The following is a 13,599-nucleotide window of genomic DNA, read 5'->3' as shown; positions in this document are numbered from 1 at the left end:
ACTTAGCTGGGCAGATGTTTGTTCTAATCATAATTGCCAATATGCCCTGTTCAAGAGGAATTCTGTGCATACATTGAAAATGTACTACAGAACAAGGAGGTAATTGTGAATGGGTGCAGTTGGTGGAGCTTTAGGAGGAAGTTGTGGAGGTTTAGGCTTTGGCACTTCCACAGCAGCTATTCTGGTGTTGTTCATTCTCCTCGTAATTATTTCAAGAGCATTTTTGCTTTAATTAATTGCTCGAAATAAACGAAGTATGTATCTTGCTGAGGCATAACAATTAAACAGCCAGGTAAAATTTAATGTAAGGCCGTGCATGTGAAATAAACACTGTGGATTGTATCACAGTGTTTATTTCACATGGCATGAATTATCGATAGGGGTCTTGGGACATGCTCCTAACAAGCGAATTTGGATATCCATATTCAGTGCTTGTAACAACATGAGACAGCTGTTGCGTGTCAAAAAATACTTCACCTGCCGAGAAAAAAGCGGCGGGCAGCGGAATCATAGGATTGACTTTTTGGTCCAACAATAATATATTGTTGTTGGACCAAAAAGTGGGGTGAAGCAATGTCGTCCAAAAAGATGGGGCGTCCTCTATCTGACAATCCCAAAAGCGAAACGATCAAGATACGTGTCGATCAGGAAACGATGAGCAAGCTTAATGCTTCTGCCGAGAAGCTGAATACGACACGTTCGGATATCGTGCGCAAAGGGATTGAGAAGGTGTATGACGAGCTCCAAAAATAAAGAAGGAAGCAGCGTCAGTCCCTAGAAGAACACCGCTACTTCCTAACCCGCAATCGCTTGAATAAGCAGACTGCATAAATATCCTACCATGTGCAGGAATCTCCTTCAAGCGATGCGATGACATTTATGGGAGGATGAAGCGTAAATAGCATGCATGTTGAAGCAGCTTTTCTGCATGGGTTCAGGCTTGGAGCCAACTTGATGATCGAGGTCACTGGTAAACACGAGGATTTGCTCAGGATGTAGCTTTAGACTTGTCGTTATCACGAAAGCAGCAACTCGATGGCTGTCCTGTATGCGGATGGGACAACCCGCCACTTCTGCTGTTTTGGTGGACGTGTTAGGACAACTGAATCCTTCTAGGGTGGTGCTCATGCAATTTTCGTTGACTGAAGTGATTATGCTCGGCATGTTCTTGCTGGCGATGCTCACTTATCTAAATAAACGAAAATAACCCGCCCAGGTTAACGGCCAAGGGAACGGGTTATTTTCTCTGCTTCTTTGGAGGTTTCCCACCCAAAGTGTTGTACGGGGAGTCGGACGGCCATCCGACTCCTTATTTCTATTTTAATCATACCATGACTGTTTCATTCGAGCAATCTTGGCGAGGATTCAACAAAGATTTCGTACTTATCTTATTCATGTGAATGGTTAGTTTATAGAAAGCAATAGTCTCGCTTAAGTACCCGTTTCCTTACCTCCAAGTTTTCGGGATAATGCTACTACAACACGAAACAGCGGTCTTGTGTCAAAAAATACTTCACCTGCCGAAAAAAAACGGCGAGCAGCGGAATGAAAGGATTGACTTTTCGTCCTGACAATAATATATTGTTGTCAGGACGAAAAGTGGGGTGAAACAATGTCCTCCAAAAAGATGGGGCGTCCTCCATCTGACAATCCCAAAAGTGAAAAGATTGAGATACGTGTCGATCAGGAAACGATGAGCAAGCTCAATGCTGCTGCCGAGAAGCTGAATACGACACGCTCGGATATCGTGCGCAAAGGGATTGAGAAGGTGTATGACGAGCTCCAAAAATAAAGAAGGAAGCAGCGTCGGTCCCAACAAGAACACCGCTACTTCCTAACCCGCAATCGCTTGAATAAGCAGACTGCATAAATATCCTACCATGTGCAGGAATCTCCTTCAAGCGATGCGATGACATTTATGGGAGGATGAATATGAAAACGATTTTGGAAGCCCTGTACCGTGGGCAGCTTCATCCCGATGAGGCGATTGTACCGTCTCAACCTGAATATCGACGCCTAAGCCAACAATTGGTGGCACAGACGGAACAATGGCGAACACGATTGGGTGAGGATACTTTTCGTGAGCTTGAAGAATATTTTGACCTGTGCGACAGTGTGAATAGCATGCATGTTGAAGCTGCTTTTCTGCATGGGTTCAGGCTTGGTGCCAACTTGATGATCGAGGTCACGGGTAAACACGAGGAGCTGGTTCCGAATGCAGTTTCGGGCTTGTCATTAAGATGAAAATAACAACTCGATGACTGTCTGTAAGCAGATGTGACAGCCAGTCGATTTTGCTGTTCCATGATAGAAGAAACTCTGGATATTCATGAGGCATTGCGCTCACGACTGGTCTGGTTAAGGGGGACGAGCAGTTTGGTTATGCTAAGCTTGTTTCTCCTGTATGACTTTAAGTGTTATGACGAGGAATACGGTGCGTATTTAGCGCTGTAAAACCACCTGGAGATCAACTCACCTTTCATTTGAAAACGCTTTTAATAGGGCCATTTCCAGAGTGAACATGATGCGTGGCGATTAAGCTCTGACAGTTCGAAGACTGAGGTAAAAAGCAGCAATAAGGAAAGAAACGATAACTTTCATCAAGGGAAGCAAATGGGCGAGCGTAAGCTTCTAGATTAGCTTAACATGAGAATGGGGGGCCGTTGAAAGCTGAAAGTCGTCTGAGCTTCTCTTCCTATTTTATTTAACTAATTGTAATATAGAAAACCATTTTCTGGATACTAAATGCGCCGTAGTAAAATTTATAAGTTGACATTAAGTATATGTATATATTTAGTGATTTTCGGCGTTAAATGAAGTGTTTTGATAAAAAATCTATAGAACTCTCTATAATAGATATTGAATTATATGGAATTATCGTATAACATAGTCCTAGTTCCTTAGATCTAAAAAAATCCATATAACACCAACTTCACTATGGATTTTTAGGAGCAATGTTATAAAAACTTGAATACCAGGGGGAAAAGTTGTGGGTAATAAGTCTCGTATAACAGCTGCAGGAATTCTAAGTTTAGGAGTTGTACTAAGCTCCTTTGATTCTGCAATGGCTCAAACCAGTAACGATATTGCCGGCCATTGGGCTCAAACACAGCTGACAGATTGGATTAATAAAGGGGAGTTAAAGGGCTATAGTGACGGTTCAGTTCAGCCAAATAAGGTTATTACTAGGGCTGAGTTTATTTCACTAGTTAATCGGACATTTGGTCTAACAGAAACAACTTCTATCAGTTTTAAGGATGTGGCTTCATCAAACTGGGCTTATGATGATGTGGCAACTGCAGTTCATACTGGATATGCTCAAGGTTACTCGGATGGTCTTTTCCGCCCTAATGCTCTTGTAACCAGAGAAGAAGCAGCAGTAATGATCGCCAAGGTTCTGAGCCTGAATGTGGGCAAGGAAGAACTGTTGGAACAGTTTAAAGACTACTTTGAAATAGCTCCCTGGAGCAGAGGCAGTGTTGCAGCTGCGGTTCAGGCAAGCATTATGAGTGGCTATCCCGATGGAACTTTCGGGCCCAAAAAGAACTTAACACGAGCAGAAGCAGTTGTACTTCTTGATGCAGCTACAACAAACAACGAGAAAATTACATATAATCAAGCAGGTACATATGGATCACTAGAGGAGAAACAAGTAATTAATGGAGATGTGGTTGTGACTGCTCCAGGGGTTAAGCTAGAAAACATTGATATTAAAGGCAATCTCCTTCTAGCAGAGGGTATCGGTGAGGGGGACGTTATCCTCAGTAACGTTTCTGTTTCCGGAGTTACTACTGTCGAGGGCGGAGGAACCAACTCCATTCATTTCGATGATTCTCAGTTAAATGATGTCGTTGTTGACAAAGAAAAAGGTAGTGTTCGTCTTGTTGCTGAAGGATCAACAGAAATTGGCGATGTTTCACTACAGTCAGCAGCAACACTTGAGGAGAGTGAAGTAACAAGTTCGGGATTTAACGACATAGAACTAGCTGAGGAATTGGATGCAGGAGCACAAGTGATTTTGAGTGGTACGTTTAACGAGATGGAGATTTCCGCATCTTCAACATCCTTGGTATTATCCAAGGGTTCGATTGAAAGTCTAACTTTTAATTCGGGTGCTGAAAACAACTCGGTTGAGATCGACAGCGAAGCAAACGTAGAAAACCTCATTTTAAATTCCAAAGTTACGATTACTGGTACTGGTACTATTACACGTGCAGTTATGAATGATGGATCAGAGGGCTCGAGCTTTAAAAATAAACCTTCTAATGTCGAAGGCACACAAAAAGATTCTGTGGTAACCTCAGATAGATCAACTTCTTCTAGTGGCGGATCGTCTTCTGGTGGAGGATCATCCTCTGGTGGCGGATCTTCTAACGATGACGATGATGACGACGATAACAATAACAATGATTCCCCAACAGAAGCACCAACTGAGACACCAACGGAAGCGCCAACTGATGCACCAACAGATGCGCCGACGGATGCACCAACTGATGCACCAACAGAAGCACCAACAGATACACCGACGGACGCACCAACAGATGCACCGACGGACGCACCAACAGATGCACCGACGGATGCGCCAACAGATGCACCGACAGACGCACCAACAGATGCGCCGACAGAAGCACCAACGGAAGCACCGACGGACGCACCAACAGATGCACCGACGGATGCGCCAACAGATGCACCGACGGACGCACCAACAGATGCACCGACGGATGCGCCAACAGATGCGCCGACGGACGCACCAACAGATGCACCTACAGACGCACCAACGGATGCACCGACGGACGCACCAACAGATGCGCCGACGGACGCACCAACAGATGCACCGACGGATGCGCCAACAGATGCGCCGACGGACGCACCGACAGACGCACCGACGGATGCGCCGACAGACGCACCGACGGATGCGCCAACAGATGCGCCGACGGATGCGCCAACGGACGCACCAACGGATGCGCCAACAGATGCGCCGACAGACGCACCAACAGATGCACCGACGGATGCGCCGACAGACGTACCAACAGATACACCGACGGATGCGCCAACAGATGCGCCGACAGACGCACCGACAGACGCACCGACGGATGCGCCAACAGAAGCACCGACGGACGCACCAACGGATGCGCCAACAGATGCGCCGACGGACGCACCAACAGATGCGCCAACAGATGCGCCAACTGACGCGCCAACAGATGCACCAACGGATGCGCCGACGGACGCACCGACAGACGCACCAACGGATGCGCCAACAGATGCACCAACGGATGCGCCGACGGACGCACCAACAGACGCACCAACGGATGCGCCGACAGACGCACCGACGGATGCGCCAACAGATGCGCCGACAGATGCGCCAACAGATGCGCCGACGGATGCGCCAACTGACGCACCAACGGATGCGCCAACAGATGCGCCGACGGACGCACCAACGGATGCGCCGACGGACGCACCAACAGATGCACCGACGGACGCACCAACAGATGCGCCGACAGACGCACCAACGGACGCACCAACAGATGCACCGACGGACGCACCAACAGATGCGCCGACAGACGCACCAACGGACGCACCAACAGATGCACCGACGGATGCGCCAACGGACGCACCAACAGATGCACCGACGGATGCGCCGACAGACACACCAACAGATACACCGACGGATGCGCCGACGGATGCGCCAACAGATGCACCGACGGACGCACCAACGGATGCGCCAACAGATGCGCCGACAGACGCACCAACGGACGCACCAACAGATGCACCGACGGACGCACCAACAGATGCACCGACAGACGCACCGACGGATGCGCCAACAGATGCGCCGACGGACGCACCAGCAGCTGATAGTACATCACCAATTGTTGTAGATCAATCTGCAGGAACAGATACTGCAGCCTATGATGCTGGTGATAAGATAACTATCAAGTTTAACAAAGAAATATCAACTAATCTTACAATCACTAATCTCGCATTGGAGAATGGTGGGAATTGGGATTCATCAACTATATATGCGGAAGATCCGAATGAGGATAATCTAGCTACCACTTTTGTAATCGAACTGGGTAACGCATCCGAAACTTTGAATATTTCAGCCGGAATGACTATTACAATTGATAAAGCAGTAGTTGTAGACGCTCAGAAAGTTTCTGCAGCAAATGATGTACGGTTTGTTGTACCTGATATTGAGTCTGTCATTGAATAAATGATTTGAATTAGATGAAAAATCGCGTTGGAGAAATTCAATGCGATTTTTCTCTTTAATTCATTCGCCATGGAGGACCATTACACATGAATGATAAACCATTAATTTCTATAATATTTCCAGTGAAAAATGAAGGGAAGCATGTTGAAAACACACTTGATTCATTACAGGGGGTTAAGACTAATTATTCTTTAGAAGTTATTGTAGTTGATGATGCTTCTGTGGATAATTGTTGTGATTTTCTGTTAGAATACAAGTCTAGTTCTCCAATAAATTTTATAAAAACAAACGGTGTTGGTTCTTCTAATGCCAGAAACGTGGGCGCCGAGGCTGCTAAAGGCGAGTACTTTGTGTTTTGTGATGCTCATTTGTTCTTTGAAGACTACTGGCTTGATAATCTTCTCGAACCTCTCTTTGGGGGAGAAGCGGACGCAGTAGTTCCTATTATTGCTCCTCATGATAAATCACACATAAGAGCAACAGGTCAAACGTTAAATATGGAGAAGTTTAGAGCAACTTGGAACTATAATTATGAGGATCTTCAAGAAGTAGCTATTCTTCCTGGAGGATGTTTAGCTATTCCTAAAACTGTATTCCTTGACGTTAATGGGTTTGAAAGAGGATTTAGAGTTTGGGGATTTGAAGATATAGAACTATCCATTAAGTTATGGTTGTTTGGCTATAGATGCTGTGTCCAGCCTAAATCCAAAGTTCTTCATGTTTTCCGAAAAGTTTTTCCTTATAAGATGTCGGTTGATTTTTCGGATTACAATATGATGAGGCTGGCGTATAGCCACTTTAGTGAGGAAAGAATTAAGAAATGTGAGAATTTTATTAGGCGACCTGAAATAACAAAAGATTTAATAAATGACGTGTTAGAAAACGGAGTATTAAAGCAGAGAGATAACTATTTAAAGAAAAGAAAGTTTGACGATAATTGGTTTTTTGAGAAATTTTCAATAAACTTCTAATGGGTCTATCTAGAGGTGATATACAATGGACCAGGCTAAGAGTAATGTTACGGATATGGAGCAAATTAACCTTGAAATTGAAGAATACCTAAATCGATATAATTCTCTGACTCCTACGGAACAGCAGCAAGAAGATCATAAAGATGATATTGCAGGAAAAAAGAGCAGATTTAAAAAAATACTTTTAAATCTCGCTGTGATATATGCAGTCTTCCACCTTATTGTCATCGTTCTTAGAATTTTGGAACGTTTTTCGTTATTGTGATGGCATAAGGACAAAGTAATCAGTTGGCATCATGCGGCTAAGATAATCCGATAGGGGGACGACGTGCACTTTTTGGAGTAGTGCAGCATGAGCTTCTACTTCCGAAACAGTAACCCTTAGATATGTGCTAAGTTGAAAGTCCGAGATTAGAAATTAGACAGACATAGCTTTAAAAATAAACAACCCCTGTGCAATCCAACTGCCGGATCTGCAGGGGTATTTGGCTTTCCTCAGTATGAATGATCACATGAATCAGTACGAACATAAAAATTCGTAATTTAGACAAAAGTATATACAAATATTTTTAATGTATAGACAAATAAAAAAGATGGGTTTATAATTTCCCCTGTAAACGTTTTCTGCTAATTCATATTTTAAGCTTGAAAGGATGGAGAACCGTTATGAAGAGAATTTTACTTGCGTGCAGCTCCGGTATGTCTACAAGTATGCTGGTTACCAAAATGCAGGAGCATGCCAAGTCGATCGGAGATGAGGCTGAGATCTGGGCTGTTGGTCAAGATCAGGCGTCTGAAGAATTGACCAAGGCCGATGCGGTACTGATTGGCCCGCAAATGAGCTTTTTGAAAGGCCAGCTGGAGAAAGAGGCTGCCCAATATGGTGTTCATGTAGAAGTAATAGATATGATGGCCTATGGAATGGTTGACGGCAAGAAGGCTTATGAACAGGCTCTGAAGTTGGTGGAACGCAAAAATGGATAAGGTGAATATTGCTGATTTAACGGAGGAGCAAATCAGCTTCCAGCTTATTTTTCATAGTGGAAGTGCCCGAAGTAAAGTCATTCAGGCTCTGACCGAATATCGCAATGGGAACGTGGAGGGTGCGGATGAACTGATCAAGCAGGCGAAGCAGGATTTGCGGGCTGCACATGACATCCATTTTCAGATGGTCAAGAAGGAAGCCGAGGGAACTGCAACTTCTTTGACACTGCTGTTGATGCATGCGGAGGATCATCTGATGTCTACGGTCACCATGAAGGATCTGGTCCATGAGCTGTTGGAGCTGTTTAAATCGAGGAATTTATAAGCCGATCTTTGAAATGGCTTACATGAAAGCGTGAGCTGATTTTTCACTGAGTTGGCTTCTTGAGGATTCATTTCATGCTGACACCTATTTGGATGCAAAAAAGCGTCTCCTTGTCCGGGTCCTGAACAAGGACCCTATCACTGGCGAGTGAATTTAGGAGAGCGCTTATTACCGAGTATAGTCAATTGCAGCAGCAGAATCAAATCCTCACTAAAAAGCCAAGCGTTTGGTACCGGTGCTTAAGAGAAAGGAAAATTAGTTTCGGTGGGAGGAATAGGAGTTGTTTGAGAAATTAAGCCAGATATTAATACCTATTGCCGGTAGATTGAACAATAACCGTTATCTGTCTGTGCTGCGGGATGCGTTTATGCTGTCATTTCCGTTAACCGTGTTTGGATCGATTATCGTCGTTATTATCAATCTCCCGTTCTTGAATGATTGGATGGGAGCAGACAACCTGGCGAGACTTCAGGAGCTGCTGAACATTGCGCCCAATGCAACACTCAATATTATGACCGTGTTCGTCGTGGTCGGGATTGGATATTATCTATCGCGAAGCTATAAGGTAGAGCCTATATTCGGCGGCATGATTGCGCTGGCTTGCTTCCTGATGCTCACCCCGTTCGTATTGACTCAGGATGGCGGGACTACCATTGCTGATGTTATTCCCAAGGAGCGTCTTGGAGCCAAGGGCATGTTCCTCGGGATGATTGTGGCATTTATTGCGGGTGAAATTTACCGTAAGGTCACACAGCGAAATATTGTTATTAAAATGCCTCCAGGTGTTCCGCCGGCAGTAGCCAAGTCGTTTGCAGCCTTGCTGCCTGCATGTATCACACTGGGCATATTCCTGATCATTAACGTGATTGTTAATGTGACGTTCCACAACAATTTACATGATTTGATTTACAAGGCGGTTCAGGCTCCGCTGGTACATTTGGGCAGCGGCATTATTCCTACATTAATAGCTATATTCCTGATCCAGATTCTGTGGTTCTTTGGGCTTCATGGTCAAATTATTGTGAACTCGGTGATGGACCCCATTTGGAATACGCTGTCGCTCGAGAACTATGAAGCGTACTCGCAAGGTGCGGAAATGCCGCATATTATCACGAAGCAATTCATTGACATTTATACCGTAGGCATCGGGGGTACGGGGATGACCCTGACGGTGGTGCTCACGATTCTGTTCTTCCTGAAGAGCAAGCAGTTGAAGCAGGTCAGCAAGCTGGCTGTTGGACCAGGCCTCTTCAATGTTAACGAGCCCGTCATCTTCGGTCTGCCAATTGTAATGAATCCGCTTATTATTGTTCCGTGGGTTGTTGCACCCATGATTGTCACCTTAATTACCTATTTTGCCATGTATACAGGGATTGTTCCGCCACCGAACGGGATACAGGTCCCTTGGACCATGCCACTGTTCTTTAGCGGCATGATGGGAACGGGCTCCCTGAGAGGGGGATTATTGCAGCTGTTCAATATGGCCGTCGTTTTTGTCATCTGGTTCCCGTTCCTGAAATTTATTGATCGGATGAACGTTCGTAAAGAGCAGGAAGAGGAAATTAGCGCTTCCACCAAGGAGCAAACGGTTGGAATGTAACACACAGCGGGCAACACAGCTTTATAGATGCGGCAAATAGAGAAAGGAGCAGGACAATGAATCATACTGAGGCAAAAGAGACGGTGCAGAAAGAGATCAAATATCCGTTTCCAACCGATTTCTGGTGGGGCTCCTCGGCCTCCGCTACACAAACCGAGGGTACGGTGGAGGGAGACGGGAAAGGCCCGAATATTTGGGACTACTGGTTTGAACAAGAGCCTAACCGTTTTTATGACGGAGTAGGCCCTGCCAAGACCTCCGGATTCTATACCCGTTATAAAGAAGATATCGCACTCATGAAGGAAATGGGGCACAATTCATTTCGTTTCTCCATATCCTGGTCACGCCTGATTCCGGCGGGGACAGGAGAGGTGAACCAGAAAGCCGTTGAATTTTATAATGCGGTCATTGATGAGTTAAGGCAGGCCGATATTGAGCCGTTCGTGAATTTGTATCATTTTGATTTGCCCATGGCATTGCAGGAGCATGGAGGCTGGGTGAATCGGGACACGGTTGAGGCTTATGTGAAATATGCCAATACCTGCTTTGAGCTCTTCGGTGATCGTGTAGCCAAATGGTTTACCCACAACGAGCCTATCGTTCCCGTGGAGGGCGGTTACCTGTATGATTTCCATTATCCGAATGAACTGGATTTTGGCAAAGCTGTTCAGGTGGCGTATCATACCCTGTTATCAAGCGCAAGCGCGATTCAGTCCTACCGGGAGAAGGGTTATAACGGAAAAATCGGAATCATTCTGAATCTCACTCCGACCTATCCGCGCAGCCAGCATCCGGCAGACCTTCGTGCGGCTGAGATCTGTGATGCATATTTCAACCGGTCTTTTTTGGACCCGTCTGTGACAGGGGAATTCAACCCTGTACTCGTAGAGCTGCTGACCCAAGATGGATATTTGCCATCCATGCTTGACGGGGATCGGGAAATCATACGTCAAGGTACCGTCGATTTATTGGGCATTAACTATTATCAACCGCGTAGAGTCAAGGCGAGAGAAAGTTTGCCTAACCCGAATGCCCCATTTGTACCTGAGCATTATTTCGACTACTATGTCATGCCTGGCCGCAAAATGAATGAGATGCGGGGCTGGGAGATTTACGAAAAGGGCATTTATGACATCCTGACGAATGTACGGCTGAATTACGGAAACATTGAATGCTTTATTTCTGAAAATGGTATGGGCGTGCAAGGGGAAGAGAAGTTCAGGAACGAGCAGGGCATGATCTGTGACAGTTATCGCATAGATTTTATTCGCGAGCATTTAAAGTGGGTGCAGCGGGCGATTTCAGAGGGCTCTAATGTGAAGGGTTATCATCTGTGGACCTTCATGGATAACTGGTCCTGGACGAATGCTTATAAAAACCGCTATGGCTTTGTGTCTGTAGATCTTGAAAATGGTGGACAAAGATCCATCAAGCAAAGCGGATACTGGTTCAAACAGGTGCTTGAACAAAACGGATTTTAAGATGGTCCTTTGGGCCATCTTTTTTTAAGATTACAGAATTTACAAGTTCTCAGCGAAGCTGAGCAATTCTGTAATCGCAAGAAAAACTACCACTAAATGCGGTCTGGCTTCTTTGAACGTACGTCGATAGACGTTTTTCTTTAGATATCGCCGATCAAGCACTCTGCTGGTGAGAAAGTGTATTGTTTTGTATACTTACTTATACTATTTGTGAGCTGACTTTTTCTACAAACCGTGCTATACAACAATATCTAATACAGGTGATCATAAAGATGAATAAATATGAACGAATTGCCCGAGAGGTCAAAGAGCGGATCATGAATAAAACCTATAGCAGTGATGAGCCTATACCTGACGAAATTTCACTGGCCAATGAGTTTCAGGTGAGCCGGATGACTATGAAGAAGGCTTTGGATACGCTGGTCGGCGAGGGACTGTTGATTCGTAAAAGAGGACATGGAACCTTTATCGTCAAGTCAGCCTACAATTCTCCTGTAAACGTAGTTGTGAATGAAATGCTCGGATTGACCAATCTGCTGCGCGGGAAGGAAATCAAGAACAAGATTATTGCATTTGATGTTCAATTTCCCTCGGAGGAAGTGGCAAGTCAATTATTTATTGATCCTAAATCACCTGTATACCATATGATTCGTCTGCGTATCGTGGAAGGCGAGCCTTATGTAATGGAAAAAACGTACATGCCTGTCAACCTGATTAGCGGTCTTACGGAAAAAGTGCTGCACGGTTCTGTTTACAAGCATATTAAGGAGGAATTAGGACTTAATATTGTCGGTTCACACCGTACCATTCGTGCGTCCAAATCCACAAAAATGGATCAGGAGCACCTGATCTGCGCGGCAGATGATCCCATATTGGAGATTGAGCAGGTGGGTTTTCTGGATACGGGCATCCCTTTTGAATATTCCTTCTCACGTCATCGGTACGATAAATTTGTATTTACTACAATGAACCGGATGCGTTAAGTATGAAATTCCCTTACCGTAGTGATAACACATAAGTTAAAGGAGTGTCCCGAAAGGTGATATGCTCCCCATATAGTAGACAGGTGAAAAAACAAAAACCTGTTACTGTATGGGGAGTATTTTTATGGAGAAAAAGAAATTTACGGCATTCGAAAAATTAACGATCCTTCAAGAAATAAAGCAGGGATTGATCGGGATAAAGGCTGCGACCCGGAAATTTGGTGTGACCAAAAACTCAATCGTGAGATGGCGGCGACGGTATCAATTGTACGGTTACGAAGGCCTAGAAGCTCGATCCCACAATCAAAAGTATTCGGCAGAGCTCAAACTCCAAGCGGTTAGGGATTATCTCGAGGGGAAATTGTCGCAAAACCAAATCATCTATAAATATAAGATTGCGAGTACAACCCAACTTGCCAATTGGATTAAGAAGTATAATGGTCATAGCAACAGCTTAACGGCTAATTCAGGAGGAACGAAAGCTATGACCAAAAAAGGACGTGCAACCACTTGGCAGGAGCGGATAGATATCGTGCTGTACTGCCTAGCGAATGGACAAGACTACACAAGGGCGACAAGCCATTTCCACGTGTCTTACCAGCAAGTATATAGCTGGGTAAAGAAGTACGAAGCAGGCGGTGAGGAGGCGTTACGGGATGGTAGAGGACGTACCAAAGTACCTGAAGAGCTGACGGATGCGGAGCGCTGCAGACTGACCATGAAGAAGCTGGAATACGAGAACGAACGACTTCGTGCGGAGAATGCTTTTTTAAAAAAGTTAGAGGAACTCGAAAGGAGGGGACATTAAGTTCCGTTCGTCAGGAGAACATCTACCTGGCCATCCAAGCTGTCCGGCAAGAGGAGTCCTGCTCTATTCAGCTGTTGTGTGACATTGCAGGGATTTCACGGTCCAGTTACTACAAATGGATGAAGCGTGAGCCCAGTTCTCGTGAGACAGACAATGAAAAACTTACCCAGGCTATGCTCCAGTTATACGATAAGGTGGAACGAACTTTCGGGTACCGCCAATTAACCTTACATTTG

The 13,599-nt window shown here is 45.2% G+C and carries 15 protein-coding genes and 1 pseudogene; all 16 read left to right on the top strand.

Annotated features, from left to right (window positions below; genetic code table 11):
• Window positions 1-109: 109 nt before the first annotated feature.
• A complete protein-coding gene (locus ACI1P2_RS08980) occupies window positions 110-232 on the top strand; it encodes a YjcZ family sporulation protein (RefSeq protein WP_355318889.1) in 123 nt (40 codons plus the stop codon).
• A gap of 341 nt (window positions 233-573) precedes the next feature.
• Window positions 574-753, top strand: a complete 180-nt coding sequence (locus ACI1P2_RS08975; RefSeq protein ID WP_355318887.1) for a ribbon-helix-helix protein, CopG family — start codon at window positions 574-576, stop codon at window positions 751-753.
• Between the two features lie 150 nt (window positions 754-903).
• The gene (locus tag ACI1P2_RS08970) at window positions 904-999 is read left to right on the top strand and encodes a hypothetical protein (RefSeq protein ID WP_355318885.1); all 96 of its coding nucleotides are present in this window, start codon (window positions 904-906) and stop codon (window positions 997-999) included.
• Between the two features lie 55 nt (window positions 1,000-1,054).
• Window positions 1,055-1,207: a hypothetical protein gene (locus ACI1P2_RS08965; protein WP_408976181.1), complete on the top strand. Its 153-nt coding sequence runs from the start codon at window positions 1,055-1,057 to the stop codon at window positions 1,205-1,207.
• A 405-nt stretch (window positions 1,208-1,612) separates the two neighbouring features.
• Window positions 1,613-1,792 carry a ribbon-helix-helix protein, CopG family gene (locus ACI1P2_RS08960; RefSeq protein ID WP_355318881.1) on the top strand — a complete coding sequence of 60 codons (180 nt, stop codon included), beginning with the start codon at window positions 1,613-1,615 and terminating at the stop codon, window positions 1,790-1,792.
• 140 nt (window positions 1,793-1,932) lie between these two features.
• Window positions 1,933-2,244, top strand: a complete 312-nt coding sequence (locus tag ACI1P2_RS08955; RefSeq protein WP_355318879.1) for a DUF6809 family protein — start codon at window positions 1,933-1,935, stop codon at window positions 2,242-2,244.
• 820 nt (window positions 2,245-3,064) lie between these two features.
• A pseudogene (locus ACI1P2_RS08950) lies at window positions 3,065-3,367 on the top strand (S-layer homology domain-containing protein); the annotation flags it as partial.
• 15 nt (window positions 3,368-3,382) lie between these two features.
• A complete protein-coding gene (locus ACI1P2_RS08945; protein WP_355319168.1) occupies window positions 3,383-6,211 on the top strand; it encodes an S-layer homology domain-containing protein in 2,829 nt (942 codons plus the stop codon).
• 86 nt (window positions 6,212-6,297) lie between these two features.
• A complete protein-coding gene (locus tag ACI1P2_RS08940; RefSeq protein WP_355318878.1) occupies window positions 6,298-7,182 on the top strand; it encodes a glycosyltransferase family 2 protein in 885 nt (294 codons plus the stop codon).
• Between the two features lie 25 nt (window positions 7,183-7,207).
• Complete coding sequence (locus ACI1P2_RS08935; protein WP_355318876.1) at window positions 7,208-7,447, top strand: hypothetical protein; 240 nt, start codon at window positions 7,208-7,210, stop codon at window positions 7,445-7,447.
• 401 nt (window positions 7,448-7,848) lie between these two features.
• Window positions 7,849-8,166: a PTS sugar transporter subunit IIB gene (locus tag ACI1P2_RS08930; RefSeq protein WP_355318874.1), complete on the top strand. Its 318-nt coding sequence runs from the start codon at window positions 7,849-7,851 to the stop codon at window positions 8,164-8,166.
• A complete protein-coding gene (locus ACI1P2_RS08925) occupies window positions 8,159-8,491 on the top strand; it encodes a PTS lactose/cellobiose transporter subunit IIA (RefSeq protein WP_355318872.1) in 333 nt (110 codons plus the stop codon). The genes ACI1P2_RS08930 and ACI1P2_RS08925 overlap by 8 nt, the downstream gene beginning before the upstream one ends.
• Window positions 8,492-8,771: 280 nt before the next feature.
• The gene (celB, locus tag ACI1P2_RS08920) at window positions 8,772-10,091 is read left to right on the top strand and encodes a PTS cellobiose transporter subunit IIC (protein ID WP_355318870.1); all 1,320 of its coding nucleotides are present in this window, start codon (window positions 8,772-8,774) and stop codon (window positions 10,089-10,091) included.
• A gap of 56 nt (window positions 10,092-10,147) precedes the next feature.
• Complete coding sequence (locus ACI1P2_RS08915; RefSeq protein WP_355318868.1) at window positions 10,148-11,572, top strand: glycoside hydrolase family 1 protein; 1,425 nt, start codon at window positions 10,148-10,150, stop codon at window positions 11,570-11,572.
• A gap of 272 nt (window positions 11,573-11,844) precedes the next feature.
• Window positions 11,845-12,555 carry a GntR family transcriptional regulator gene (locus ACI1P2_RS08910; RefSeq protein WP_355318866.1) on the top strand — a complete coding sequence of 237 codons (711 nt, stop codon included), beginning with the start codon at window positions 11,845-11,847 and terminating at the stop codon, window positions 12,553-12,555.
• Window positions 12,556-12,679: 124 nt separating this feature from the next.
• Window positions 12,680-13,363: a transposase gene (locus tag ACI1P2_RS08905; RefSeq protein WP_355318864.1), complete on the top strand. Its 684-nt coding sequence runs from the start codon at window positions 12,680-12,682 to the stop codon at window positions 13,361-13,363.
• Window positions 13,364-13,599 lie beyond the last annotated feature (236 nt).

The organism is Paenibacillus jiangxiensis (assembly GCF_046098255.1).
In the GTDB taxonomy this organism is placed as follows: Bacteria; Bacillota; Bacilli; order Paenibacillales; family Paenibacillaceae; genus Paenibacillus; species Paenibacillus jiagnxiensis.
The sequence above is the reverse complement of the archived record's forward strand: the minus strand, read 5'-3'. Positions and strand labels throughout refer to the sequence as shown.

What these genes read in the sequence shown, in the direction of transcription:
- ACI1P2_RS08915 (WP_355318868.1), top strand. Translation starts at nt 10,148, where the DNA reads ATGAATCATACTGAGGCAAAAGAGACGGTGCAGAAAGAGATCAAATAT.
- ACI1P2_RS08970 (WP_355318885.1), top strand. Translation starts at nt 904, where the DNA reads ATGCATGTTGAAGCAGCTTTTCTGCATGGGTTCAGGCTTGGAGCCAAC.
- ACI1P2_RS08945 (WP_355319168.1), top strand. Translation starts at nt 3,383, where the DNA reads ATGATCGCCAAGGTTCTGAGCCTGAATGTGGGCAAGGAAGAACTGTTG.
- ACI1P2_RS08925 (WP_355318872.1), top strand. Translation starts at nt 8,159, where the DNA reads ATGGATAAGGTGAATATTGCTGATTTAACGGAGGAGCAAATCAGCTTC.
- ACI1P2_RS08955 (WP_355318879.1), top strand. Translation starts at nt 1,933, where the DNA reads ATGAAAACGATTTTGGAAGCCCTGTACCGTGGGCAGCTTCATCCCGAT.
- ACI1P2_RS08910 (WP_355318866.1), top strand. Translation starts at nt 11,845, where the DNA reads ATGAATAAATATGAACGAATTGCCCGAGAGGTCAAAGAGCGGATCATG.
- ACI1P2_RS08960 (WP_355318881.1), top strand. Translation starts at nt 1,613, where the DNA reads ATGTCCTCCAAAAAGATGGGGCGTCCTCCATCTGACAATCCCAAAAGT.
- ACI1P2_RS08905 (WP_355318864.1), top strand. Translation starts at nt 12,680, where the DNA reads ATGGAGAAAAAGAAATTTACGGCATTCGAAAAATTAACGATCCTTCAA.
- ACI1P2_RS08975 (WP_355318887.1), top strand. Translation starts at nt 574, where the DNA reads ATGTCGTCCAAAAAGATGGGGCGTCCTCTATCTGACAATCCCAAAAGC.
- ACI1P2_RS08940 (WP_355318878.1), top strand. Translation starts at nt 6,298, where the DNA reads ATGAATGATAAACCATTAATTTCTATAATATTTCCAGTGAAAAATGAA.
- ACI1P2_RS08965 (WP_408976181.1), top strand. Translation starts at nt 1,055, where the DNA reads ATGGGACAACCCGCCACTTCTGCTGTTTTGGTGGACGTGTTAGGACAA.
- ACI1P2_RS08930 (WP_355318874.1), top strand. Translation starts at nt 7,849, where the DNA reads ATGAAGAGAATTTTACTTGCGTGCAGCTCCGGTATGTCTACAAGTATG.
- ACI1P2_RS08935 (WP_355318876.1), top strand. Translation starts at nt 7,208, where the DNA reads ATGGACCAGGCTAAGAGTAATGTTACGGATATGGAGCAAATTAACCTT.
- ACI1P2_RS08980 (WP_355318889.1), top strand. Translation starts at nt 110, where the DNA reads ATGGGTGCAGTTGGTGGAGCTTTAGGAGGAAGTTGTGGAGGTTTAGGC.